Annotated in this window: 19 protein-coding genes; 14 read left to right on the top strand and 5 right to left on the bottom strand. The window is 45.6% G+C overall.

The window, feature by feature from the left end; translation table 11 throughout:
* Positions 1 to 135: 135 nt before the first annotated feature.
* Positions 136 to 723 carry a porin family protein gene (locus JUB15_RS03090; RefSeq protein ID WP_207510847.1) on the bottom strand — a complete coding sequence of 196 codons (588 nt, stop codon included), beginning with the start codon at positions 721 to 723 and terminating at the stop codon, positions 136 to 138.
* Positions 724 to 833: 110 nt separating this feature from the next.
* A complete protein-coding gene (locus JUB15_RS03085) occupies positions 834 to 1838 on the bottom strand; it encodes a hypothetical protein (protein WP_207510846.1) in 1005 nt (334 codons plus the stop codon).
* Between the two features lie 162 nt (positions 1839 to 2000).
* Between JUB15_RS03085 and JUB15_RS03080 the strand changes: the two genes are divergently transcribed.
* Both JUB15_RS03080 and JUB15_RS03075 read left to right on the top strand, forming a co-directional pair.
* The gene (locus JUB15_RS03080; RefSeq protein ID WP_369411485.1) at positions 2001 to 2678 is read left to right on the top strand and encodes a LytR/AlgR family response regulator transcription factor; all 678 of its coding nucleotides are present in this window, start codon (positions 2001 to 2003) and stop codon (positions 2676 to 2678) included.
* 77 nt (positions 2679 to 2755) lie between these two features.
* The gene (locus JUB15_RS03075) at positions 2756 to 5386 is read left to right on the top strand and encodes a hybrid sensor histidine kinase/response regulator (RefSeq protein WP_207510845.1); all 2631 of its coding nucleotides are present in this window, start codon (positions 2756 to 2758) and stop codon (positions 5384 to 5386) included.
* Between the two features lie 947 nt (positions 5387 to 6333).
* Here the strand turns inward: JUB15_RS03075 and JUB15_RS03070 are convergent.
* Complete coding sequence (locus tag JUB15_RS03070) at positions 6334 to 7575, bottom strand: metallophosphoesterase (protein ID WP_207510844.1); 1242 nt, start codon at positions 7573 to 7575, stop codon at positions 6334 to 6336.
* A 206-nt stretch (positions 7576 to 7781) separates the two neighbouring features.
* On the bottom strand, positions 7782 to 8291 hold the full coding sequence (locus JUB15_RS03065; RefSeq protein WP_207510843.1) for an NADPH-dependent FMN reductase: 510 nt from the start codon (positions 8289 to 8291) through the stop codon (positions 7782 to 7784).
* Between the two features lie 148 nt (positions 8292 to 8439).
* On the opposite strand from JUB15_RS03065, the gene JUB15_RS03060 reads away from it, so the two are divergent.
* The 12 genes from JUB15_RS03060 to JUB15_RS03005 all read left to right on the top strand — a co-directional run bounded on the left by JUB15_RS03060 (position 8440) and on the right by JUB15_RS03005 (position 20064).
* A complete protein-coding gene (locus JUB15_RS03060; protein WP_207510842.1) occupies positions 8440 to 9126 on the top strand; it encodes a metal-dependent hydrolase in 687 nt (228 codons plus the stop codon).
* A gap of 437 nt (positions 9127 to 9563) precedes the next feature.
* Positions 9564 to 10364: a ParA family protein gene (locus JUB15_RS03055; protein ID WP_207510841.1), complete on the top strand. Its 801-nt coding sequence runs from the start codon at positions 9564 to 9566 to the stop codon at positions 10362 to 10364.
* A 66-nt stretch (positions 10365 to 10430) separates the two neighbouring features.
* On the top strand, positions 10431 to 11348 hold the full coding sequence (locus JUB15_RS03050; RefSeq protein ID WP_207510840.1) for a ParB/RepB/Spo0J family partition protein: 918 nt from the start codon (positions 10431 to 10433) through the stop codon (positions 11346 to 11348).
* Positions 11349 to 11358: 10 nt separating this feature from the next.
* The gene (locus tag JUB15_RS03045) at positions 11359 to 12009 is read left to right on the top strand and encodes a DUF5683 domain-containing protein (protein ID WP_207510839.1); all 651 of its coding nucleotides are present in this window, start codon (positions 11359 to 11361) and stop codon (positions 12007 to 12009) included.
* Positions 12010 to 12135: 126 nt separating this feature from the next.
* Positions 12136 to 12852 (top strand): 4-hydroxy-tetrahydrodipicolinate reductase, encoded by a 717-nt coding sequence (dapB, locus tag JUB15_RS03040; RefSeq protein ID WP_207510838.1) that lies wholly within the window; start codon positions 12136 to 12138, stop codon positions 12850 to 12852.
* Positions 12853 to 13451: 599 nt separating this feature from the next.
* Positions 13452 to 14105 (top strand): response regulator transcription factor, encoded by a 654-nt coding sequence (locus tag JUB15_RS03035; RefSeq protein ID WP_207510837.1) that lies wholly within the window; start codon positions 13452 to 13454, stop codon positions 14103 to 14105.
* Positions 14106 to 14339: 234 nt separating this feature from the next.
* Positions 14340 to 14756: an RrF2 family transcriptional regulator gene (locus tag JUB15_RS03030; protein ID WP_205510873.1), complete on the top strand. Its 417-nt coding sequence runs from the start codon at positions 14340 to 14342 to the stop codon at positions 14754 to 14756.
* A 129-nt stretch (positions 14757 to 14885) separates the two neighbouring features.
* Positions 14886 to 16211 (top strand): adenosylhomocysteinase, encoded by a 1326-nt coding sequence (ahcY, locus tag JUB15_RS03025; protein WP_207510836.1) that lies wholly within the window; start codon positions 14886 to 14888, stop codon positions 16209 to 16211.
* 240 nt (positions 16212 to 16451) lie between these two features.
* Complete coding sequence (locus JUB15_RS03020; RefSeq protein WP_207510835.1) at positions 16452 to 17084, top strand: RNA polymerase sigma factor sigma-70 region 4 domain-containing protein; 633 nt, start codon at positions 16452 to 16454, stop codon at positions 17082 to 17084.
* A gap of 159 nt (positions 17085 to 17243) precedes the next feature.
* On the top strand, positions 17244 to 17963 hold the full coding sequence (locus JUB15_RS03015; RefSeq protein WP_207510834.1) for a DUF3307 domain-containing protein: 720 nt from the start codon (positions 17244 to 17246) through the stop codon (positions 17961 to 17963).
* 79 nt (positions 17964 to 18042) lie between these two features.
* Complete coding sequence (locus JUB15_RS03010) at positions 18043 to 18531, top strand: DUF4251 domain-containing protein (protein ID WP_207510833.1); 489 nt, start codon at positions 18043 to 18045, stop codon at positions 18529 to 18531.
* A 429-nt stretch (positions 18532 to 18960) separates the two neighbouring features.
* The gene (locus JUB15_RS03005) at positions 18961 to 20064 is read left to right on the top strand and encodes a PAS domain-containing sensor histidine kinase (protein ID WP_207510832.1); all 1104 of its coding nucleotides are present in this window, start codon (positions 18961 to 18963) and stop codon (positions 20062 to 20064) included.
* A 224-nt stretch (positions 20065 to 20288) separates the two neighbouring features.
* Here JUB15_RS03005 and JUB15_RS03000 read toward each other — a convergent pair whose 3' ends face one another.
* Positions 20289 to 25766 (bottom strand): AAA domain-containing protein, encoded by a 5478-nt coding sequence (locus tag JUB15_RS03000; protein WP_207510831.1) that lies wholly within the window; start codon positions 25764 to 25766, stop codon positions 20289 to 20291.
* Positions 25767 to 25784 lie beyond the last annotated feature (18 nt).

Genomic DNA, 25784 nt, shown 5'->3' with positions numbered 1-25784 from the left:
AGATTTGAAGTCTAAGGTCTGAAGTCCGAGGTCAGAAATTTAAACCCTAATTTCAGACTTCCGACTTCAGACCTCACTATAACAAAAAAGCTCTGCAGGTAACCACAGAGCTTTTTTTATGTAGGGAAGTTACGTCTATAAGATCCTTGTACCGAGATACACCTGGAAGCCCTGGTTCTTCCATTTTTCCCGGTCATCGATGTCGTTGATGTTTGCCAGGCCAACTGTGTAACGGCCGCCTAATTTAAGAGCGCCGAGATTCAATTGTACACCGCCCAGCATGGAGAAATCACCGCTTTTAAAAGCTTCTCTTCCATTCTCAAACAGGCTTTCATCCTGGTTCAGCAAAATTCCAAATTGAGGACCTGCCTGAAAAGAAATGATCTTGGCAGGGCTGAAACTTAAAAGCACAGGAATGCTTAAATAATTCAATTTACCCTCCAGGTCATTTTTACCACCCGGATAAATATCATTAAAGTTATTACCAGTCCTGAAGTTGGTTTGATTCCACATTACTTCAGGTTGGATACCCCATTTTTCAGAGAAATTCAATTCGGCAAATGCACCCAGGTTGTAGCCGAACTTAAATTCATCTTTCATTGATGTACCATCTACTTTGAAAATATTAGCACCGGCTTTCGCACCAATATGAAATCCTTGAGCAAAAGAAAACGTAGTAATTGTAAAAGCAATTGTTAATAACGCCAGGGATTTGAGTTTCATATTTTGTTTTTTATGGTTCACCTATAGAATTTCAACTTATATGCCAAGGTTCAACCATGGCTGTTAATTTCCCTTAACAGCTGCGTGAAGAAATGCTTAAAAATCAATTATTAAAAACTCAATCCTGCTGTGATGCTGTAAACAGAATTCAGCTTTGAACCGCTGTCAAGGTCCTGCAGATAATAGTCGAACAACACCTGTGACTGCAACAGGAACCTGCCCTTTAAATAGCTGCCTCTAACCGCCAGGCAGGCCGATTGTAACGCAAATTGCGTATTGTCCGATACATCATTATTGCTGGGCAGTGAGTTGATGCGCACCGGTGAAAAGTTATAAGAGTAAGAGGTGTTGAATCCGTAGGTTTGCGTACCGGCATTCAACATGGCGATAGGCGTTAACGTTAGGTTGTCAGATTTACTTAATACGTTATACCAGTCAATATCCTTACGTAAAGAAAAAGTAGCAGAAAGATCACTTACCGATTCTACGCTCTTTATGATCACATAATAGCGGTTCTCGCGTTGAAGCAATTGTGCAAGGCGGAAGGCTTCTCTTTTCCGGTATTCTTCATTACTGCCCCAGCCGTAGCTCAGGCTGATCGTTGGCCGCAGCCACCACTTTTTATAAGAAAAATAGGCAAACAGTTCATTTTGGATGGGTGTGGTGTAAAAGTCCAGGGAATCTTTGGTAAAGTACCTGGTATATGCGATGCCGGCCGAAAAACGCTTTTTTATATAATCGAAGGACGGGCTGATAGAGAACTGGTAAAAATTCACGCCCTTATTCATGAGGGCGTATCCTGAGGCAGATATACCCAGGCCCGACCTGTGAAAATACCCGGCCGATGGTGAAAATATGAGCTTCCTTTCGGTATTTACGGTAACCGTATTCTTGTCGTTAAAGCTAAAGAATCCGGTACCAACAGCCGTGTTCACCATAAAAAAGCTTTTACGGCCTGCCAGGCTGTCTAAATAGGTATCAAAATCTTTTAATAATGAATCCAGAATGGCGGTGGTATCGCCTGTGGCAAATAAAGAATCGAGTTTTCCCCCGTTCTGGGAAAAAGCAGGTTGCATAGCAACCGTGAAAACGATCAGAACGAGCAATTTCTTCATACGTTTGCTAATTATCCGGCAAGCGGCATACCCGGTGCATATTGCACAGGATACAGTAGTTGAGATTAAAAAAATAGCGGCCGGTTTAATCATTACTAATTTTTTGCTAACTTATATTACCTTAACTATTACGACCATTACACTATGATAACCTGTTTGATCGTGGACGACAACGACTTGTCGAGGCTTACCTTACATCAACTGGCGCTGCAAACCGGAAGGTTACAGGTCACTGGCGAATGTAAAGATGCTATAGAGGCACACCGCAATATTACGGCCAATCCGCCTGATTTGGTTCTTTTGGATATAGAAATGCCTGGAATGACCGGCCTGGAATTGTTGAAAATATTGCCCAAACAAACTTTGGCCATTCTCACCACCTCCAAGAAGCAGTACGCAGCCGAAGCCTTCGACCTGAATGTGGTGGATTACCTCATAAAACCAGTTAACCTGCCGCGCCTGATGCAGGCCCTTGATAAAGTGCGGGACATTATGATGCGAAGCGATTCCGAAGTGACTTCCGCCGCTGACGACTATCTTTTTATCAGGGATAATAATATTCTTAAAAAATTAAGGCTGGAAGAAATATTATGGATAGAAGCCATGGGTGATTATGTTAAGATCCGTACCGAAACACAATGGCATATCGTACATTCTACGCTTAAGGCGGTCGAAGAAAAGATCAATTCAGGCCGGCTTATGCGCGTTCATCGCAGTTATATCATCTCTCTCGACAAGATCGACTCCATTGAAGATGGCGCCGTCAATATTACCAATACCCCCATACCCGTAGCCGAAAGTTATCGCAGCAAACTTATTCAGAAAATCAAGTTATTGTAAGATTATAATTAAATTGCAGTATCGGAATTTCCGTTCCCAGGTTAAGGTTAGGTTGCTGTGAGGTAGCAGCAGTTACCATGAAGAGACAAATCAAACCTAACAGGCTTATATTTTATAGCATTGCCTTTTCGGTGGCTTTTATAGCAGCAGGCATTATTCTTCAACTCAACACCGAGCGGATCATTAGTAAATCCCGCTCAGCCAGCCGCGATGCCATCGAATCTTTCCATTTACATAACAAGCTCCAGAACATTGTAAAAAACGTCATTCTTACCGAAAGCCTGGTGAGGGGTTTTGTAATTACGGGCGACAGCAACTTTATAGCCGGTGTTGCAGACACACTTAATTTATTGAAACAGGAACTGGCTAGCTTGCAGCAGGCTTCCATGAACCAGTACAACCAGGCCTCCTTTACCCGCCTGGCATCGCTTATTGAAAAAAGGATCCTGATCAATAATGAGATCATCGATGTTTATACGCGCTTTGGAAAAGCCGAAGCAGAAAAAAGGATCTCCAGTAAAGCAGGCACCATTTTGCGCGACAGCATTACCGATCTGTCGATGCAGCTGGAAAAAGAATTGTATGAACAGCTGCAGGCCGGTATAGCACAGAACAGAAAACGCACGGTCATTGTACTGGCCATCAGCCGCCTGCTCACTATACTCGGCCTGTCGGGCATTGTGATCCTAAGTATGCTGGTGATACGTCATTTAATGCGACAGCATCAACTGATCAAAAAGCTGAAACAGGCGAACGACAATGAAACAGAAGCCAGGCAGAACATTGAAAGGATCTCTGCCGAAATCCAGGACCTGTATAACAATGCCCCCTGCGGTTACCATTCACTCGATGGTGACGCACGCATAATCGCCATCAATGATACCGAACTAAAATGGCTTGGTTATACCCGCGACGAAGTGGTAGGTAAGCTGTATATATACGATATCCTTGATGAAGCCACAGCGAGGAGCGTGCGGGAGAACTTCAGCAACTTCAAGCGAACCGGTTCTGTACGGGAACGCCGGTTGACGATGCGCACGAAATCGGGCACCACCTTTCCCGTTGTGTTGAACAGTGTTGCAGTATATGACAGTGAAGGGAATTATGTCTCCAGCCGCTCTACTATTTTTGATATCACCGAACAACAAAAAGCAGAAACGGCTTTAAAAGAAGCCCGGCGGCAGGCCATTGAATCGGCCAATGTGAAGGAGCAGTTTTTGGCCAACATGAGCCATGAAATACGAACGCCTATCAACTCCGTCATCGGATTTACCAACCTGTTACAGAAGACCAGGTTGTCAGAGGAGCAGCAACAATTCGTTAACCTCATCCAATCTGCCAGTGAAAACCTGCTGGCCATTATCAATGATATACTCGATATATCCAAAATAGAAGCCGGCATGTTGCGGATTGAAAAAAATCCGTTCAGTATCCGCGGACTTTGCAGCTCTGTTGAAACGATGTTCTATCATAAAGCCCGGGAAAAGAACCTGTCCTTTTCATTATACATCCAGGAAAATATTCCCGACACCCTTAATGGCGACGCCGTACGGCTTACCCAGATCCTGGTGAACCTCATCAGCAATGCCATCAAGTTTACCCAGAAAGGCGGCATCTTCATCAATATCACTGCCCTTTCGCAGCAGGATGATCTGGTGCGCTTGCAGTTTTCCGTTAAGGACAGCGGCATTGGAATTCCTGCCGATAAACTGGAAACCGTTTTCGAACGGTTTCAGCAGGGGGAAACAGATACCACCCGCAAATATGGCGGCACCGGGCTCGGCCTCTCTATTGTAAAGAACCTCGTGCAGCTCCAGGGAGGACACATAAGGGTGAATAGCGAACCCGGCAAAGGCACAGAATTTATATTTGATATTGAATATTCACTGGTAACCATGGGAGAATCCATACCCCCTGCTGTGACCGAAAGAACGGAGATCAGCAGCGGCGCTTTTCCCGACGCCCGTGTACTGGTAGTAGAGGATAATGCCATGAACCAGCTATTGATAAAATTCACTTTTCAAAGCTGGAAGGTGAATTATGAGCTGGCCGATAACGGCACCAAGGCCATTGAATGGTTGCAGCGCGCTACATTTCACCTGGTGCTGCTGGATATTCAGATGCCGCTGATGGATGGTTATGCCACTGCACAGGCTATACGCAAGGAATTAAAAAGTGATATTCCCATTATTGCCATGACGGCCCATGCGCTGGCAGGGGAACGTGAAAAATGTTTGAGCTATGGTATGAACGATTACATTTCCAAACCGATTCATGAAAAAGAATTGTACTCGCTGCTGACTAAATACCTGGCCAACGACCGAAATACCAATATTGAAATGCTTAAAAACGATCTGCATTATATTGATCTCGACTTTCTGCAGGACATGGTGATGGGCAATGGCGACTTCTTAAAAACCATCATCAAACAATTCCTGAAACAATTCCCCGGCGAAATGGAGGCCCTTAAAAATGCGATCGATCACAAAGATGCGCAACAGGTGGCCGCACTCTCCCATCATATTCAATCAACCGTTTCTATCCTGGGTAAAAACACGCCTTTTTTTCAGCAACTGGAAAAATTGGAAAAACTGGCCAAAAAGAATACGGCGGCCACCCAGCTGTCGACCGAGTACGACAAGCTGAATGATTATAAGCACTTGTTGATACAGGAAGTAAACCAGCTGCTGAACGCCCGGGTATTTTAAAAAACGCTCACCGGACGATTTTAGGCATTCGGCTACATATTTACCCGATTCACCGAATGAACCCGCAGAAGGGGGTTTTCACAACGTATTTTTGTGTGGTCAATACGAAGAAAACCCACTGAAACTAACTGTATAAATACCCCTGATCCCTGACATCGTAGAGCATCCTTGTCCCTTTACCGTAGAAATGCCCCTGGCATAACAAATAACCCTAATGAGTTCGTGGTTAAGGTCTGATTAGTAATCTGAACAAGGAGACTGGCTAAAATGGTTTATGGTGGCCCGTTGCACGTAAACGACTTTTCATGTATAACAACCCAAACTGTAGTAGCAAATAGTATTTTAGCTGGTCTTCCTTTACGCTAACGCAAAAGGCTGACGGCTGAAGGCTTAACGCTTGTTTTGTGCAGGCGCTTTCGCGCCAGGGGTTTTGTATTTGCCTTCGGCCTTGCGCCTTTAGCCTTCGGCCTTGTGCCTTCAGCTTTGTGCCTTGCGCCTTAATTAATTCCGATCCGTAACCTGTACAGCCGTCCGTACCCGGCCTATGTAAGGCCTGACACAGACATACCGTTCGTACTACTTCTGAAGCCCTTCGAAACCTGCTTTTACGTAAAAAGGAGCATCTCCGGTTGGAGATACTCCTTTTTTTTATACAGGTCCGCAATCAGCGTCTGGTTTTTAAATAAGCGGTTGGATCTTTCAATGAACAGGAACTGTTTGTTGAAAGATCGGTTCAATTCGTTTAAAAAATCGTTCTGTTTATGCAACAAACAATATCTGTTCGTGCCATAAAGTGCTCTTTTTTTCAATGTCCTATACCTGTTTGTTCAATAAACTGTTCTTGTTTTGCAACAAACTATTATTGTTTGTTCAATAAATTTGGAGCAAGTAACTCATAATCATTGATAGTTGTATAGGACTTGTCCGCTCTTTTCAGCCAGATACCCCTAACTAAGCTCTATTACAGTGATCTCAGGCAGTATGCCTACCCTTCCCGGATAGCCGATAAAACCATAACCCCGGTTCACATATAATTTCTGGTTGCCTGATTCATACAATCCGGCCCATTGCTTATACATATACTGCACGGGACTCCATCTGAAACCCGGCAGTTCCACCCCAAACTGCATACCATGGGTGTGGCCCGAAAACGTGAGATCGATATCGGAATATTTGGTTCGCACTTCCGCATCCCAATGACTGGGATCGTGGCTCAAAAGGATCTTGAACGGATATTGTTCAGCGCCAGGATAAGCATCTTCCATTTTACCATAGCGGCCGAAATTGCCTTTAGCGCTCCAGTTCTCGATGCCCAGCAGCGCAATACGGTCGGCACCTTTTTCCAATACTACATGCTCATTCATCAGCAGGCGCCAGCCCATTTGTTTATGCACCTGTTTCAGCTGCTCAAGGTTCTGCTTTTTAGCATCATGGCTGTCCCATTTTACATAGTCGCCATAGTCGTGATTGCCCAGCGTTGAGTATACGCCCAACGGCGCATGCAGCTTACTGAACACTTCCATATAATCGTGCATTTCGCTGGCCCGGTCATTCACCAGGTCGCCGGTGAACAGGATCATGTCGGGCTGTTCTTTCAGTATTTTTTTAATGCCTTTTTCAACGGCTTCTTTGTCTGTAAAGCTGCCCGAATGAATGTCGGAAATATGCACAATGCGCATTCCCCTGAAAGCTTCCGGCAGGTTTTTAAAGCTCATCCTCAGGCGGTTCACCTGGTAGCGGTATTTATTGCCGAACCCATATACGAGGGTGCCGAAAACGGTGCCGCCAACAGCCAGTCCGAGCCAGCTTAAGAAAACGGAGCGGGTAATTCCGTCCCCACCCTGGGTACCAGCAGTAGGCCGCTGGCTTATTTTACTGATCACCCAGGTAGCACCCCGCCGGAGGTCGTCTACTGCAAAAAACAGGGCTGCAATAACTTTTGAGATGAAAAGACCAATGATGACGGCGCGGCCATAGGTAACGAGCCATCGCGGCCAGTTATCAAAATTTATATACGGTATTAAAAAGAAGGTCACCAGTGCCGAGATCGAGATCACCCAGTAGCCGATAATGATGGCCAGGCGGGCTCTGGAAGAAGCAGGCAGCACCACCTGCAGGGCCTGGAAAATATAAAAATCCAGTAAAGCCATTAATCCAAGGATAAAAAAGAAAAAACCTGAATTGCGCATTGTTATTATGTTGAATATGTTCGTTTTTTAAGTAAACATGTACCAACCGGAAGGTAATCCGAAACGTAGGTGAGAATTTCTGATTTGAGATTTTGAGATTTCCTGATTCCTCCAGATCATCTTCAAGACAACTCAAATCTCCAAATCCTACATCTCGAAATCCCAAAATCGGAAGTGCATTTTTTCCGGTAGACGAACGAGGTACCTTAAAATTGTAAGAATTCTGAAATTTGCATCTCGATGGCGCGTAAAGTACCGGTGTCGTGAATGTCGCCGGAGCCATGCATCATCTTATCAACCAGGGAAATAGGTAGTTTATTGGGATGCACCACCACGCGCAGGTAATGCAAAATACTTGTTAAATGCTCAAGCCCCCGCAAATTGCCGCCGCGGCCAACGGCTACACCGGTAAGCAGGGCTTTCTTGCCCCACCATACTTTTTTATAGTCCGAGATATCGAACATGAGCTTCAATACACCGGGTATGCTGCCATTGTATTCGGGAGAAATGAAGATGAATTTAGTAGTAGGTATCAGGATTTCCTTCTCCAACTGGGTGAACTCGGGTGTTTTGTCGATGTACTTCCAACCTTCCAACGAAATAAAATGCGGGGTAATATTTTTTGATTTTAAAATCTGTTGGTAATGTCTGGCTACTTTTTCAGTATTACTTCCCGGCCTGTTGGTGCCGGAAACGATGGTATAAATTTCACTCATTGTGTTTATAATAACGTTGAAAACAGTTCACGGTTTACCTTTTATCCGAATTTTTGGTCTTCAGTTAGTTTGTATGTTTGTACCCGGTGCCAGAACCGTAAACACTTATAACTTAGAACTTAAAACTTAGAACTTATAACTTAATAATATGAATTTCACTTATTATGGACATTCCTGTTTTTCAGTTGAGATCAAAGGTACAAAACTGTTGTTCGATCCATTTATTACGCCCAATGAATTGGCTAATAAAGTAGTGAATGCCGATACCATTGAAGCCGACTACATCCTGGTGTCGCATGGCCATGCCGATCATACGGCCGACCTGGTATCCATTGCCAAACGTACCGGCGCCAAAGTGATCTGCAGCTGGGAAATTTACGAATGGCTGGGCAGGCAACAAATAACCAATGTACATCCCATGAATACCGGCGGTAAATGGAATTTTGGCGATTTTACCGTGAAGGTAGTGGTGGCCCATCACTCATCGGGTTTACCGGATGGATCCTACGGTGGTAACCCACTGGGCTTTATCGTAAGCGCTGAAGAAGGCAATTTCTATTACAGCGGTGATACGGCGCTCACACTCGATATGCAGCTCATTCCTACCTGGGCGGAACTGAATTTCGCTGTATTGCCCATTGGCTCCAATTTTACGATGGATGTTGAGGATGCGGTACGATGTGCAGCCATGATCAAGTGCCAGCAGATCATCGGCGTGCATTACGACACGTTTGGCTTTATCAAGATCGATCATGACCAGGCTAAAAAGGCCTTTGCCGATACCAGCTGTGTACTGCATTTGCCGAAGATCGGCGAAACCATTGAAGTGAAATAAGCGCCGGAGAATACATTAGGAAATTAACTAATTGATGCCCGGAATTTTCCGGGTCTTTTTACTAAAACCGGCCAGTATAGCGGGTTTTAAAATATTAAAACATTAAATGCTGATAATAAACCTAATGTAATAATTTTGCGGTGCAATTGGGGCATCCTCCTTTTTTTGGGGGATGCTTTTTATTGTTGAGTTAATACAATTTTATTCACTATCGGGCTGATGAAGGGTAATAAATGCGGTAAATAAGTATATTGTCACCGAATTTTGCCCTTTCTACGGTTTAACCGCCGGAAAAGACGAATTCAATGTGTTGATTTTTCGTGTTTTTACGAAGGCATTGGAACCGATTTAAGTGAACCAAATAAAAAAGATCCAAGGACCTGCCGGGCTGATCATGTAACGTGAAGGCAATGCAGGCAGGAATGTAACTAATCACTATGAGCCGAGTAATTGGAGTAGCCAATCAAAAAGGGGGAGTCGGAAAAACAACTTCCGCCATCAACCTGGCGGCCAGTCTGGCCGTTCTGGAATTCAGAACATTATTGGTAGATGCCGATCCGCAGGCCAATAGTACCAGCGGTGTGGGGTTTGATCTGCACAATATTCAAACGAGCTTGTACGACTGTATGGTTAACAGTACGCCGGGAAGGGATGTGATATTGAAGTCGGAGATCCCCAACCTGGATATCATTCCTTCGCACATTGACCTCGTAGGTGCTGAAATTGAAATGATCAACTATCCCAACCGGGAAAGTGTATTAAAAAGCATACTGGAACCCGTTAAAGAGCAGTATGATTTTATCATCATTGACTGTTCCCCTTCACTGGGTTTGATCACTGTAAATGCCCTTACCGCCGCCGATTCGGTAATGGTGCCGGTACAGGCAGAATTTTTTGCATTGGAAGGTCTTGGCAAATTATTGAACACAATTAAGATTGTGCAAAGCCGTTTAAATCCTGATCTGGTCATCGAAGGCATATTAATGACCATGTACGACGGCCGTTTGCGCCTGTGTAACCAGGTGGTAAATGAGGTGCGCAAACATTTTGATGAAATGGTGTTTGATACAATTATTCACCGCAATGCCCGCATCAGCGAGGCGCCCAGCGTTGGTAAACCGGTGATTTTGTATGATGGTCAAAGTAAAGGGGCTGTCAATTATCTGAACCTGGCCAAGGAGATCCTGCAAAAGAACGATATGACGAAGATCAAGCAGGAAGAGCGGATATTAGAATAATGCGGTGGCGTTTGTCCCGCCATGGCGGGATTGACATGATCCAAAACAATAAACCATATACAATCAATGACCAACCCCAAACAAAATAAAGACGCGCTGGGTAAGGGAATCCGTTCCCTGTTGCAGAATATCGACTCAGATCTGAAAAATGCAGCCGGCAACCTCAAAAAAGATGTTGCTGAAACAGTTGTTTCCATTTCACGTATTCCCATCGATCAAATTGAGCCTAACCCCCGCCAGCCCCGTCATGATTTTGACGAACAGGCTTTGCAGGAACTGGCTGATTCTATAAAACTGCACGACATTGTGCAGCCTGTCACGGTTTCTCAACTAACCGCTGGCAAGTACCGGCTTATTTCTGGTGAACGCCGTTGGCGCGCTTCCAAAATAGCCGGACTGAAAGATGTTCCGGCCTATATTCGCCAGGCCAACGACCAGGAACTGCTGGAGCTGGCCCTGCTCGAAAACCTGCAACGCGAAGATCTGAACGCCGTTGAAATTGCGCTCAGCTACAAACGCATGATGGAAGAATTGAACTACACGCAGGAGCAGGTAGCCGAACGCATGGGTAAGGAAAGAAGTACTGTGGCCAACTATATCCGATTGCTGAAACTGCCGCCGGATATCCAGGTGGCCGTACGTAAGAATGAGATCAGCATGGGTCATGCCCGCGCTTTAATCAACGTAGATACCGTTGACAAGCAGTTATTCATCTATAACGAGATCAGAAGCCGCAGTTTGTCTGTTCGGCAAACAGAAGACCTGGTTCGTAAGATGTATAAGAGCGGAGAAGCCGGTGTTAAAGAATCGGTAAAACCCACCCTGCCCCCAGCCTATAAGAAAATTGAAGATAACTTAGCAACACATTTCAGTACCAAGGTCAGATTAAATCATAATAAAAACGGGCACGGAAATATTTCGATCGAGTATTACTCCATCCAGGAGCTGAATAAGATCCTGGATCAGATCGGTGTCTCGGCATAAGTTCGCCTGCATGAAACAATTGTTTTTTGTTATTGCAATTATCCTTACAGTACCCGTGCTGGCATGGTCTCAGCAAAAAGACAGCCTCGTTGTAACTGATACCAGTGGCAAAGTGGTTGCCAGCACGAAGGTAAAAAAAGGACTATGGCGCGATTCTGCGGGTAACCGGGTATACAGTCCGCGCAAGGCTGCCATCTACTCAGCCGTTTTCCCTGGCCTTGGCCAGATCTACAACAGGAAATACTGGAAAGTTCCCATCGTATATGCCGCCATCGGCATTCCTATTTATACTTTTTTCGACAACCGAACCTGGTATAACCGTACGCGCTATGCGCTCGCCGTAGCAGAAGCCGACCCTAACAGCGCTACGTATCCCGACAGCCTGGCAAATGTGCATTCTTCGTTATCTACATTGGTAAGGCAAAAGCAGACAAACTCCCTCTTGAACTACCGCAATGACTTCCGCAAGAATATGGATTACTCCATTCTGTTCACCCTGCTCTTTTGGGGCCTGAATGTAGTGGATGCCACGGTAGACGCGCACCTGAAAGGTTTCAATGTAAACGAAAACCTCAGCATGCAGGTAAAGCCGGCTGTATTAAGCAACAGGGCCATTGGCCTCAGTCTGGTGTTTAAGTTTGATGATAAGCCGTCAAAATAATACCTTAGCTTTTTTTATTTAATCAGCCTGCCGCAGGCAGCAGGTTATTGAGTTATTAAGTTACAGCATACAGCAACTTATGAACCAAATAACGCAATAACTAATGAACTTAATATTTTAAAAAAGATGAAAATTGCTTTAATCGGATACGGGAAAATGGGTCATGCTATTGAAGAAATTGCGCTGCAACGTGGCCACGAAATAGTTTTGAAAATAGGCATCGAGAACATCCAGGATAATACGATAGAAAATATTCAAAAGGCCGATGTAACCATTGAATTTACCGGTCCGGAGATCGCCTTCGACAATGTGATCAAATGCCTGGAAGCCGGCGTACCTGTGGTAAGTGGCTCTACCGGCTGGTTACAACGGTTTGAAGAAGCAACTATTTACTGTAATAAAAAGAACGGCGCCCTGTTATATGCCAGCAATTTCAGCGTAGGCGTGAACATTTTCTTTGCCATCAATAAAAAGCTGGCCGAGCTGATGGCCCCCCATACTGAATACAATGTATCTATAACAGAACTTCATCATACGCAAAAAAAAGATGCACCCAGCGGCACGGCCATTACCCTGGCTGAGGGCATCCTGCATTCCTTAAGACACAAGAAAAAATGGGTGAACGAGGCTACCAAAAATCCGGAAGAACTGCAGATCATCAGCGAGCGTATCGATCCGGCGCCTGGTACACATACGATCACCTATAGTTCCGAAATTGATGATATTGAAATAAAGCACACAGCTCATAACCGCAAAGGGTTCGCTACCGGCGCTGTACTGGCCGCCGAATTCCTGACCGGCAAAAAAGGCATTTACAGTATGAGCGACGTACTTGGCCTGTAACAAATAAGTAAAATGAATATATCAGTAAATAACCCCGGCACGAGCGGGGTTATTTAGTTTTTACCCGGAAAACTGGCATTTAATCAGGTAATAAGCCCGGAGAATCGCATTTCGCCGCAAATACCATAAAATGTTCATGGTAAAATTTTCCTCCTGCACCCGGCATTTACCGCAGCCTGCCTTATTAACGATTTGATATTACTCAATTTTTATTTGAACTGTAGGTTCCTGTCGCTTAATTCAGTAAATTTTAGAAAGAATTACCAAACTACTGCTACATGAACTGTCTCAAACCGGATCATCCTTGTTACACTTATTCCTTTCCTTCATCCTTGCAAATCGGATTTGGAAAAACGTCATCTGGCCCACCATATATACGTTCTGTTTTAGCCTCTTTTATTCCGTTTTCTTTCTTTTATGGCTTTATTTCCGGCAGATCTGTTCCGGCAGGCCATAAGGGAGAGTATTTTGCGCCATCTGTAACAGGCACTGGCAGAAGTTTTGATACATATAATACTGGCCTCGGCTAACAAGTCTGCGTGTTGGTTTCAAGCTTTAGAATTCAAACTATTATCGGTTGAATGCTTAACCTGCCGAACATGAAACGAAAAAAGATACGCATGGCTATTGCAGAAGATCACCAGACGGTAATCGATGGGTTGCTGTCGCTGTTACACAAACATGAATATTTCAAAGCTGTTATCATTACAACGAACCCACAGGAACTGCTTCGGCAGATGGCCTGCACGCCCGTTGATATTCTATTTGCAGATATCACCATGTTATACAGGAATGGCCATGAGCTGGCGAATAACGTAAAAGAGCTGTTTCCCCGGGTAAAAATGGTGGCCCTGTTCGAAAAAGGGCAGAACAATATTGTGAATACAATGATCGAAGAAGGTACAATAGCAGGCTATGTATTGAAAAGCACGGATAAACAAACCATCACCAAAGCACTGGAAAACATGATTGAGCATATTTACACTAACGATAAAACTCTAAAGGAAATGCCTAATCCTACTGTCCGCCTCAGAAAAGTAGCTCCCGAAACCACCCACCTGACCGACCGGGAGCTGGAGGTAATACGCCTTATCGAGCAGGAATTCAGTAATAAACAGATTGCCGAAAGGCTTTTTATCAGCGAACGTACGGTTGAAACGCACCGTAAGAACATATTCCGCAAAACAAAAACAAACAGTGTCATCGGGCTTATCAAGTATGCCTACGTAAACAAGCTGGTGGCTATACGGTAAAAATGCTGAACGCTAAAGGCTTAACGCCTAACGCTGGTTTCTGCGTTTTGCACCTGCCGCCAGTAGGCAGGCAGGTTTTAATTTCGGACTATTGCGTTTAACGTTCCGCCTTGCGCGTTCGGCGTTCTATCCATCCATTTAAGATGGCGGATGATAAATAAATTATTTTATCTTACGGCCTTATAGCCCTGCATGCTAAGGCGGGGTACTTTTCGCGTTTTAAACTGAAAATACATGCTATCCAAGAAAGCTCAGTATGCCTTTAAGGCTTTGATGTATATGGCTGATAAGAAAGAGAACGAACCTATCCTCATTGCTGAAATCTCCAAAAAGAAAAGGATCCCCCTGAAGTTTCTGGAAAACATATTACTGGAACTGAAAAAAGCCGGGATCCTTGACAGTAAAAAGGGAAAAGGCGGAGGCTATTTCTTCAAGACATCGCCGAAGGACATTCCGCTGGCCAAGATCGTACGCCTCATCGACGGTCCCATCGCCATGCTGCCGTGCGTAAGCCTGTACTTTTATGAACGCTGCAAGAACTGTGATGAAAAGCAGTGTGGCCTGCACGACATGATGGTACTGGTACGGGATGCCAACCTGCGCATCCTCGAAAAGAAAACAGTGGCCGACCTTACGAAGAAAATGATATAATTTAATAAGATACAAAGCTATAAGCTTCCCGGCCGGGAAGCTTTTTTATTAAGTGCACCCCTGTCATATTTTACGGGAGTTTCACACTTAAATTGTAGCTTTGCGACCGAAATAAACATTCAAAAAGATATGTCTACTATCACTAAAAACATTGATTTTTCACTTCCCTATAAGGTTAAAGATATCAGCCTTGCTGAATGGGGTCGTAAGGAGATCCGTCTTGCAGAAGCGGAAATGCCCGGTTTGATGGCGTTACGTGCAGAATATGGCCCGTCAAAACCATTAAAAGGCGCCCGCATTGCCGGCTGCTTGCATATGACCATTCAAACAGCAGTGCTTATTGAAACCCTGGTAGCTTTAGGCGCTGAGGTTAAATGGAGCTCATGCAACATCTTCTCTACCCAGGATCAGGCTGCCGCTGCTATCGCTGCTGCCGGTATCGGGGTATATGCCTGGAAAGGCCAGACCCTGGAAGAAGCCGACTGGTGTATTGAACAAACATTGTTCTTTGGTGGTGCCGACCGCCCGCTGAACATGATCCTCGATGACGGTGGCGACCTTACCAACATGGTATTCGACAAATACCCTGAGCTGGTACAACATATCCGCGGTTTGAGCGAAGAAACTACTACCGGTGTTCACCGCCTGTACGAAAGAATGGCTAAAGGCACTTTGCCCATTCCCGCCATCAACGTAAACGACTCAGTTACCAAATCAAAATTCGATAACAAATACGGTTGTAAAGAGAGCCTCGTGGATGCTATCCGCCGCGCTACCGATGTAATGCTGGCTGGTAAAGTAGCTGTCGTGGGCGGTTATGGCGACGTAGGTAAAGGTTCTGCAGCTTCCCTGGCTGGCTCAGGCTGCCGGGTAATTGTTACAGAAGTAGACCCGATCTGCGCTTTACAGGCTGCTATGGACGGCTTTGAAGTTAAAAAGATGATCGACGCCGTAAAAGAGGCCGATATCATCGTTACCGCTTCCGGTTGCCGCGACCTGATCACTGAGAAGCACTTCCGTGCTATGAAAGATAAAGCTATCGTTTGTAACATTGGCCACTTCGATATTGAAATTGATGTTGCCTGGCTGAACAATAACTTCGGAAATACCAAAGACACCATTAAACCTCAGGTAGACCTGTATAACATCGACGGAAAAGAGATCATCCTGCTGGCTGAAGGCCGCCTGGTGAACCTCGGATGCGCTACAGGCCACCCCAGTTTTGTAATGAGTAATTCATTTACCAACCAAACACTGGCCCAATTAGAATTGTGGACTAACAGTAAGAGCTACGAGAACAAGGTATATGTACTGCCTAAACACCTCGATGAAAAAGTAGCCCGCCTGCACCTGAAGAAAATAGGCGTTGAACTGGATGAGCTCACCGATGAGCAGGCTTCTTACCTGGGCATACCCAAAGAAGGGCCTTTCAAACCAGAGCATTACCGTTATTAATACAGGCGCATGTGATCTTTAACGCACAAGCCTGTGTTTTATAAACTTATAAGGCCCCGCCTCCCTTCAGGCGGGGTCTTATTTTTTTTCATGGTGAACCAAAACGAAAAGCGCCTATATAGGCCTGTCAACTTATAAACCCCATAATAGGCCCATAGACCTATAATGCCTAAATATAGGCCTACAGACCTATAATTTGGAAATATAGGCCTATAGACCTATATTTGAATAAAAGAAAGTATGGCAGTTAACCATCTTGCGGCGGTCATCAGCGGAGATATCGTAGGCTCTTCGCAGCTAAAACCTGCAGCAAGAAAAAAATTGCAGCAGTTGTTCGATAACTTTTTTACCAACGCTGCCGTACAATGGCCTGATATGCAGGCACAACAATATCGCGGCGACAGCCTGCAGGCCATACTTACCGTTAACCGGTTGGCCGCATTACGTATTGTATTGATGTTTCAAAGCTATTTACTGAAGGAAAAATATAAAATACGAATGGCTATCGGCGTAGGTACCATTAACTTCAAAAGCGGGCAGGTGATCACTTCCGACGGATCGGCTTTTCAGGCTTCTGGCCCTTACCTCGATGCGCTGGCTAAAAGTGGCGACCTGATCAGTATTGCCGGCAACAATGACGAATTCACCAGTGAATGGCAGGTGCACAGCGCGTCACTCAATTATTTCATTGAGCACTGGTCGCCCCAACAGGCCGAAGCCATATACCTGCAGTTACAGGATCATACGCAGGCTGCAATAGCCACCATGTTAAATATTAAACAGCCCTCAGTACACCAGCGGCTTCAGGGCGCAGGCTGGCCCGTTGTTAATAAAATTCTCACCCGTTTCGAATCGGTTATACCAATGGTTTAATTTATATTTAAACGCGGAACCTGCCTGCCGGCAGGCAGGCGCGGAACGCAAAACGCAGAACGGAGATGCCCTGGAGAAAGGAACGGATTTTCGGAGAATAGCGTTACGCATTAATCATTAAGCGTTGCGCGCTTAACGTTAAGCATCAAGCATAAAAGTATGGTAACCTTATTTCAATGGATCTTCGCCCATCTGCTGGGAGACTTTATATTGCAATCCCGTGCGATGGTGCGCCACAAACAACGATTGAAGGCCCGGTCGTGGATGCTTTACCTGCATTGCGCCATACATGGCATTCTCGTTTACCTGTTTGCTCCCGGCTGGAATTTATGGATCGCTCCCCTGCTGGTAATGTTGACCCACTACGTTATCGATCTCTGGAAATTGAATCAATCAGACAAGGCCGTATACTTCATCATCGACCAGTGCTTACATATTTTCACCCTCATCCTGTTATGGTGCGTATTTATAGCGCCTGCAGGCTGGCTGCCGAAGAACTGGGTATCTTTAATGCACAGCCAGTCGGCCTGGGCCATCGCCTCAGGTTATTTGCTGGTAACATTTCCATTATCCCTGTTGCTGGCCAGTGCTACCCAACGCTGGCGGCGCGAAGCAGAAGAACAAAATGTACGCACGTCTGTAAGCCTCAGCGAAGCCGGTAAATGGATCGGCATATTTGAACGCCTGCTGGTGTTTACGTTCGTTATAAGCGGTCATTTTGAAGGGATAGGCTTTTTGATCGCCGCGAAATCGATCCTCCGGTTTAACGATATTAAAGGCACTGAGGCACGCAAGGAAGCCGAATACATCCTGATTGGCACCCTGATCAGCTTTTCGTTATCCATTATGGTCGGACTTATTGTTAGAAACTTTATCTGATGGTGGTGAATGGACAGCTTTTAACAAACATTTTGTAGCACCCGGCCGTTCTTTATATAGAACAAAAACGGCGTGTTATATGAATAACATACTCAAATACAGCTTATTTATATGGGTGTTTTTAGCGTTGGCCCTTCCTCAAACAATATCAGCGCAAAAGAAAAAAGATAAAAAAGCTGCTATCACCCAGGCTGTACAAGCCCAGAATTATATCTTTAAAGCACAAACCGCCCTGCCACAGGCTGGCAGCACCAGGCAACTAACAACGGATTTCGACCTGCGGATCTCAAAAGATACCATCGTCAGCGACCTGCCCTATTTCGGCCGTGCTTATACGGCGCCCATGAATCCATCACAGGGCCCGCTGCGGTTTACTTCAACCGATTTCGATTATTCCATAACCGATAGAAAGAAAGGCGGCTGGGATGTGGTGATAACACCGAAAGACACGCAGGATCCCCGGCAATTGACGCTCACCATTTTTGATAATGGCAGCGCCTCGGTTGTCGTCACCAGTTACAACCGGCAACCTATTTCCTTCAACGGGTATGTGATAGCAAAAAGATAATCAGCACCAGCATAACGTAGACATAAAACAATGAAAGCTCCTCCGGGGGCTTTTGTTGTTTGTTGCGGGATGTCATGAAAAGACTGCAAAACTTAATCTTGATCAATTATAAATACGATCTCTGTCATTACCATTGCGTTGTGCGACAATCAACGACAATTGCGTACAGGCAAACCCTTAGCCTCACATACAATTACCCGCAAACAAACGCTGCGTTCTTCTTATAACCGTTCACCGGCCGCTCACAGCTGATCTTATGAGTTAGTTGATCCGGAACAACTTCTTGATGTAATCATCCAGGTACATGATAGAAGTCATAACATTATACAGCATTCCTGCGTTTACTTTACGTGTTCATACTTACCTCGTCCTAAAAGTAATCTTGTTTAAAATCTCAATTTCCCTATGTGTAAACCTAACCGATTTGCTATGGACGTCTACTACAAAAAACCCAATACAACCGTACAATTCCGCCCACCCAAAGTCAGTGCTGATAACAACCGGTTCCTGCTTCAACATGATGTATTGCTCAATCATATCAGCGATGCGGTGATCTTTACCGACATGGACCTGCACATTCTTTTCATAAACAAAAAGGCGGAAGAATTATACGGCATAAACGCCGAAGAAGTGAAAGGCCGTCTTTTCAAAGATATTATTCAATACGACTACATGACCGATTCGCGCGAAGCGGCTTTGCAGATCCTCCAGCAAACCGGTAGCTGGCAGGGAAAAGTGGTATTCACCAGGAAGGATAATCAAAAATTCCATCTCATAGCTACTGTTACTTTTGCGCGCGATGAGAATAAGAAACCTGTGGGATTAGTAGCTACGCTGAAAGATATCACGGCGGAAGAACTGACGATGGAGGCCATGCGGCAAACCAAATTAGCCCAGCAGAAAGTGATCAGCCGGCTGATGATCAAAACACAGGAGAATGAACGGAACGAACTTGGCCGGGAATTGCACGACAACATAAACCAGATACTCGCAGCGGTAAAACTGCAGCTGGAATACAGCCTGGAAAATTATGATAAAGAAAAGAACACTGTAGAGCGCTGTAAGAACAATATTGAAGAGGTGATCCGGGAGATCCGGAACCTGTCGCACCGGCTCGTACTACCCCGGTTTGCAGAAACCAGCCTGCTCTCGGAAATTCAAAAAACCGTCGATAACATTCTGCAACAGCAACCGGTTTGCCTCGACCTGCATGGCATGAACGAAGCCCTCATTCCTGACCATATCAAGGAAACCATTTACCGCATTTTGCAGGAACAGCTGGCGAATATCATCCGCCACGCCAAAGCCAGGAAAGTAATGATAAAACTATCTAACACGGCATCAGAAGTGTTCCTTCAAATTGAAGACGACGGCATCGGTTTTAACACCAGTCAGTGCCGCAACGGCGTAGGCATCACCAATATTCTTAACCGTGTTGAAACCTGTAATGGAACAGCAACCATCATCTCCAAACCGGGTGAAGGGTGCAGACTGGAAGTCACTGTTCCGTTGCTGCTGAAAGCTGAAGGCTAAAAGCCAAAGGCCAAAGGCAAAACGCTGAAGGCTAAAGGCAAAACGCTAAACGCCAAAGGCTGAAGGCAGAAGGCGCAAGGCTGAAAGCTAAAAACAAAATACAAAACCCCTGGCGCGAAGCGCCTACGTGGAAACAGGCGTTAAGCCTTAAGCCTTAAGCACTAAGCGTTAAGCGTTAAGCGTTAAGCGTTAAGCGTTAAGCGTTAAGCGTTAAGCGTTAAGCGTTATTTAAGCCAGGTTGCTTTATAACCTTTATTCGCTTTTTCTTTGATCAGTTTGTCTTTTTCCAGTTGCGCGGTGGTTTCTTTGGCAAACGTTTTCACATGCACCTGCCCTTTCGTTCCTACTCTTCCATAACGCACGATCAGTTTACAGCCGTCCAGGGCCGCTTCCCAGAACCGGCTGGTCTCCCCTTCGGAATTAATAAGCCGGTGAAACGTTAAATGATCATAGGGTGTGGCAGGCGCTTCCGGTTTAGCAGGTGTAATGGCCTCCTCTTCTACCGGCTCTGCTGGTACGGCCTGTTCATCGGTCACTTCCGCTTCCACCACTTTTTCTTCTTCCTGCGCTTCCTGGTGCAGGCGTTTGATGATCTGCTCCAGCACTTTATCGGGCTGGCTCAACCAGTCCTTGGCAAATACGTTGATCGTACGCCAGTTGAAGGTTTGCAGAATGGCCGGCCGCTGATAATACTGCTCCAGCAGATTTTCATTTTTATAATGCCGGTCGTCGTCGAGCAAGATACTCAGGCTATAGGTAGTATCCGTTGGTTTGGCTTTTACGGCCAGCGAACACTTGAAGTCTGACTGCCCTACCTGCTCGGCTACTTCATACCCCTTCTTCTCCAGCTGTTCCTTTATCTGTTGCAGGATGATGCTGTCAGCTTTTAATTTGGATCTGTCTTTTTTATGCAGCACCAGGCTGTCTAATATGGCGCGGGCCGACCGCATATCGCCACAGCTAACCAGCTCGGAATACTGTAAAAAGCGTTTAAAATAGTTGGCGCCTTCATTGTATTCATTGGTGATATGGTGATGGCGGATACTGCTTACGACCGCCATATGCTTTTTAGCGCGGCTGAAGATCACATTCAATCTTTTTTCACCGCCTTTCTTATTGATGGGCCCGAAATTCATGATCATCTTTTTGCGGGAATCGAAGCCATAACATACGCTCATGATGATGATATCCCGTTCATCGCCCTGGACATTCTCGAGGTTCTTTACAAACAGGCCGGTGAACTGGTCTTCTTCCGTGCGGCTCCAGGCATCTTCCAGCGCCTGTTCAAAATCCTTGTCTTTGGCTGCCAGGGTGGTCAAAGCATTTTCAATGGCCTCCTGTTGTTCCTGGCTGAAGGCGACAATACCGATACTCTCCTTAATTTTCCGCTGCAGCAGGGTTTTCACCATAAAGGCGATATAATCTGCCTCATCGGTATTGATACGTTTTTCATATACACTATTGGGCAGGAAGTGGAAACTGATGCTGCGGTCGAACAAGGCATCGGCATGTTTGGCCGCTTCCTGCGGTTTGGTTACCTCGATGGATCTTTTCTCGGTATGATGAATGGTCTTATCGGGAATGGTGAGCAGGTTCGCTTCGTAGAACGCATGGTTACTGAAACTGATCAGCGTTTCAAAGCGGCTTCTATAATGCCAACCCAGCATAACGTTGTTCAGCTTTCTGGCACCCTGCACCAACAGGCTGTCTGCATCACTGCTCAATAATTCATCATCATCATTATCGTTATAAACTTCGAGGTCGTCAGGATCCTCTGTTCGAACGGCAAAGAAATTGGTCGGCGGCATTTGCTTATCATCGCCTACAATAATGGTTTGTTTGGCGCGGTACAGGGCAGGTATCCCTTCTTCCAACGTGATCTGACTGGCTTCATCGAAGATCACCACATCAAAAAAACCAATATCCACCGGTAAGCTGTCGCTCACACTTAACGGGCTCATCAGCCATACCGATTTCAGGTCTTTCAGTACCAGTCCGCTTTCCTTGGCCGACAGCTCGCGGATACTTTTAAACCGGATGCTTTTATTGAATTCATTCTCCAGGATCTTCCGGCCCTCGAGGTAATTCTTTTTAAACTCCCTTTGTTCGGGGCTCAGCTGACTGCTGGCGATATTGCTTAATTCAACATTGTTGAGGAAGCGTTGCCGCACGGCCGCCCTGATATAATCAGCATTTACTTTCAGCAATTGTTTGTAGCAATGTTGTATCTGCCGTACCGCTTTTTCGATCGCATGCATATCGGTATTGGCAAAGGTCTTGTTCTGGTGGTAGATATGCGAAAGGGTTTTATTGGCCATCCCGGCTTCTGCCTGCAGCGGAGTAACCGGCATTTTCCTCAGCACTTCTTTCACTGATCCAGGTAACTCTGAATATTCACGCAAAGCCGGCAACAGGTCGCGGAGGCTCTCGGCATTCATGCTGATGCTTTCCAGCTCATCATAAATATCGCTTACCGGTTTGGTATCATATTCATACAAACATTGCTGTAGCTGGGTCTGCAGTTTTTGCATGCTTTGATTGAGCTTGCTCAGGCGGGTTACCAACTGGTTGGCTTCGGCATGATGCAATAAGTAATCGATCTCCTTATCGCCCTTCCTGGCCCTGATGCGCTCTATGCTCAAAGCGGTAAGATCAACATTGTCTACTTTGTATTGTTGTTCCAGGAAATGCCTTTCCATGGCCACCATATTGGCCGCATCATATTCTTCTTTCAGTTGTTGCAATACCGTTCCATAACCTGGATGCACGGCATGCTGTGAGAAATCATAACATTCATCGATCTTGTTCTTGAGCCGGTTCCATTTACTGTTCAGGAATTTAAAGAATGATTCTTCATACTTCGCCGCCAGGGGGATCGCAGCCAGCATATCCTGTTCACTCAGCTTAACCTTCCAGTTCTTGTTGCGCTCTTTGATCTGTTCATAATGCTGTTGCTGTTGTTTATATAAATGAACGCCTTTGTCGAATTTCCGGGCCGATTCATTTCCTTCATCAACCAGCGACAGGTTATCCGATTCTGCCAGCGGATTCAACACGATGGCTACCTGCACCAGATTCCTGATCTGCTCTAACCGCGTGGTATGTTCGGGCGGAATATTGTTTTCTTTTACAACCGAGGTAATATCGGTCAACAGGCTGCGGCTATGCTGCAACAGGTTTTCCAATACGACCTGCGGATTCTCATTGCTGAACAGCTGCTCGTTTATCTTGCTGAACGGATGTTCTGCAAATGTGGGTTCTGCGCCTGTTTCTTCAAGGGCATTGCTGAGCTGCTGTATAACATTGCCGAACTCCAGCCATTCTTTATAATGAGGTAATGCATCTACATCTTTGACGCTGCGGGTAACCAGGTGATCCTTTAATTCAACCACCCGTTCCAATAATTTCCTGAATTCAATGCCTGCCTGCTCTGGTACGGCCGTATGCGTAGCATGAAACTGTTTTAACAGCTCCAATTGTTCATTGGTTTGCTTCAACAGCGCTTCACGGCTCAACTGGATCCTTTCCAGGTCCATTTTATTTTTGGTGAAGTCTTCATACGTTTCCTTCAGGTTGCGGATAAATTCTTTTTTGTCGCCGAGGCTGTCATGGATATAGCAGCACAATTCATCCAGGCCCTGCTGTTTCAGCCGATGATACACCACATCCAGGGCCGCGCGTTTTTCACAAACGAACAGAATGCTGAGGCCACGGGCCGCAAAGTCGGCAATGAGGTTGGTGATCGTTTGGCTCTTACCGGTTCCCGGAGGTCCCTGGATGATATAACTTTCTTTTTCCCGGCTTTTCAGGATAGCCCTTGTTTGTGTTGGGTCTGCTGTTATAACATGATACCAGTCATCGGTACTGTTCCAGTTCTGTGTAGTTTCACTTGTGGGTTTGGGCTTGCTGCTGAACAGCTGCTCAAACACTTCGTTGGGCACCTGGTTGTCGATAACGTAATTATAATCGCGTACCAGGCTCATCTTCTTATAATTGAAATTGCCCAGCACAATATTGCACATATCAAAATCCCAGCTGTAAGGGTTGCCCTCGCTCTCAGTCAGCTCAAATTGCGGGCGGCGTTTGTCTGCTACGCTTTCTGTTAATTTGGAAGGTACGATACGAGCTTCTTCATCGCTTAACGACTCCAGGAAACCGCGTTTCGGCTCCACGCGTTGTCTGAAGATCTCCAGGCCCAGTGGCTTGTATTGTTCCTGCTGGTAACTGTAACCAACATCTTTGTAGCTGCTCAACTGTTTGCCTGTGCGCTGTAGCCGCTTTTTGAAATTGGTCACCGTTTGTTTGGCTACAGAATGCACCAGCCTGATCCGCGGTTTTTGAATATAATTCAATACGATCCCCTGGTTGGCTGCATCTATCTGGCCTTTCAGCAATTGATAGAACTGTTCGGGCGTCATTTCATCCAGATCAACATAATCGGGCAGCTCGATGCCATACAGCTCTTTCAGGTAGCTTGCCAGCACCGGGTTCACCTCAGCCACATTATCGGTGATCTTTAAGATAAAATGGTCCTCTTTTAATTTCTTGTTCTTTTTCAGTTCGGCCGGAACCAGTAACAGTGGGCTTTGGATACGTTCTTCCGGATCTTCCTTGAGGTTATGCCAGTTCAGGTATACGATAACCAGCTTCAGCTGGCTGAAGCCATACTCCTGGATATCGCGCTGTGCTTCTATGCGTATTTTATCCAGTGAAGAAGGCAGATACAAATGATCTTCAAACCGGAGGTATTTGTTCAGGACGATCTCCTTCATACCGGTAACCCGGTCGGCAATGTCCTTGTTCCAGGTGAACAACAATTCCGGCCGGATGCTTTGGTAATGCAGCACCATCGGCACGCTGCTTACCGTAAGGTTTACAAACCGCATATTCGGTTTGTAATACAATAAACGGTTACGTCTGCTGGTGTCGAATAAACGGTTACGCAGCTTGTTTAAGATAAGCTGGTTCCGGTTGGTTAACGATTTATTGATCCAGCCGGCAATATTGCTCAGGTCGGTTTGCTTTTCCGGATCATAATCCCTGTAATGTTGCAGGCGATTAACGATATCGTACAGGTCCTGTACCCGCTTTTGCCTGCTCAGCTCCGTCATTTCTGCAATGAGCGCGCTGATGGTTGGGTGAATGCGGTGATTATATAAAATAGGATTGCTGCGGTATTTTGCAAACAATGCCAGGTCTTTCTCTTCATACAGGTTCAGGCCCAATGCCATGCTGCCTAATACCAATCCCAGGCAAAATATATCGGTGAGCTCGTCATGGTGACCCAGGTTCATTTCAAAACAACGGTAACCGGGGATATAAGCGGGATAGGTCAGGGTTTCATTTCCATTCAAATGCACCTGGATATTTTCTACCGATACGGCGCTGTCATCTACTTCCAGTTCCTGTTTGGCATTCCCTAACACATCGTAATGCCGGGCTTTATGCCGTTCAAACAGGGAGATCACTTTTCCGATCGCATTCATGGGTTTGTGTGCGGCCCGCTCATCAATATCGAGCCGGTTTTCGGTAATGAACAACGCCTGCTCATTTTCAAATGGCGCTACCAGTCCGGCTTCATGAAAGCCGATCACTTCTTTACACAAAGGCAGCACAAATGCAATTACATCATCTGTTGCATAATCCCCATTATCAAATGCTGTTTTAAGAAACTGACGGAATGCTTGAACCTGTATTGACATAATCAATTAATTGAGATC

The organism is Longitalea luteola, from assembly GCF_017356035.1.
GTDB classification, from domain to species: Bacteria; Bacteroidota; Bacteroidia; order Chitinophagales; family Chitinophagaceae; genus Niastella; species Niastella luteola.
This window is presented reverse-complemented; position numbering and strand designations above follow the sequence as displayed.

Coding starts and splice junctions, on each gene's coding strand:
- JUB15_RS03090 (WP_207510847.1), bottom strand. CDS start 723: ATGAAACTCAAATCCCTGGCGTTATTAACAATTGCTTTTACAATTACT.
- JUB15_RS03085 (WP_207510846.1), bottom strand. CDS start 1,838: ATGAAGAAATTGCTCGTTCTGATCGTTTTCACGGTTGCTATGCAACCT.
- JUB15_RS03075 (WP_207510845.1), top strand. CDS start 2,756: ATGAAGAGACAAATCAAACCTAACAGGCTTATATTTTATAGCATTGCC.
- JUB15_RS03070 (WP_207510844.1), bottom strand. CDS start 7,575: ATGCGCAATTCAGGTTTTTTCTTTTTTATCCTTGGATTAATGGCTTTA.
- JUB15_RS03065 (WP_207510843.1), bottom strand. CDS start 8,291: ATGAGTGAAATTTATACCATCGTTTCCGGCACCAACAGGCCGGGAAGT.
- JUB15_RS03060 (WP_207510842.1), top strand. CDS start 8,440: ATGAATTTCACTTATTATGGACATTCCTGTTTTTCAGTTGAGATCAAA.
- JUB15_RS03055 (WP_207510841.1), top strand. CDS start 9,564: ATGAGCCGAGTAATTGGAGTAGCCAATCAAAAAGGGGGAGTCGGAAAA.
- JUB15_RS03050 (WP_207510840.1), top strand. CDS start 10,431: ATGACCAACCCCAAACAAAATAAAGACGCGCTGGGTAAGGGAATCCGT.
- JUB15_RS03045 (WP_207510839.1), top strand. CDS start 11,359: ATGAAACAATTGTTTTTTGTTATTGCAATTATCCTTACAGTACCCGTG.
- dapB (WP_207510838.1), top strand. CDS start 12,136: ATGAAAATTGCTTTAATCGGATACGGGAAAATGGGTCATGCTATTGAA.
- JUB15_RS03035 (WP_207510837.1), top strand. CDS start 13,452: ATGAAACGAAAAAAGATACGCATGGCTATTGCAGAAGATCACCAGACG.
- JUB15_RS03030 (WP_205510873.1), top strand. CDS start 14,340: ATGCTATCCAAGAAAGCTCAGTATGCCTTTAAGGCTTTGATGTATATG.
- ahcY (WP_207510836.1), top strand. CDS start 14,886: ATGTCTACTATCACTAAAAACATTGATTTTTCACTTCCCTATAAGGTT.
- JUB15_RS03020 (WP_207510835.1), top strand. CDS start 16,452: ATGGCAGTTAACCATCTTGCGGCGGTCATCAGCGGAGATATCGTAGGC.
- JUB15_RS03015 (WP_207510834.1), top strand. CDS start 17,244: ATGGTAACCTTATTTCAATGGATCTTCGCCCATCTGCTGGGAGACTTT.
- JUB15_RS03010 (WP_207510833.1), top strand. CDS start 18,043: ATGAATAACATACTCAAATACAGCTTATTTATATGGGTGTTTTTAGCG.
- JUB15_RS03005 (WP_207510832.1), top strand. CDS start 18,961: ATGGACGTCTACTACAAAAAACCCAATACAACCGTACAATTCCGCCCA.
- JUB15_RS03000 (WP_207510831.1), bottom strand. CDS start 25,766: ATGTCAATACAGGTTCAAGCATTCCGTCAGTTTCTTAAAACAGCATTT.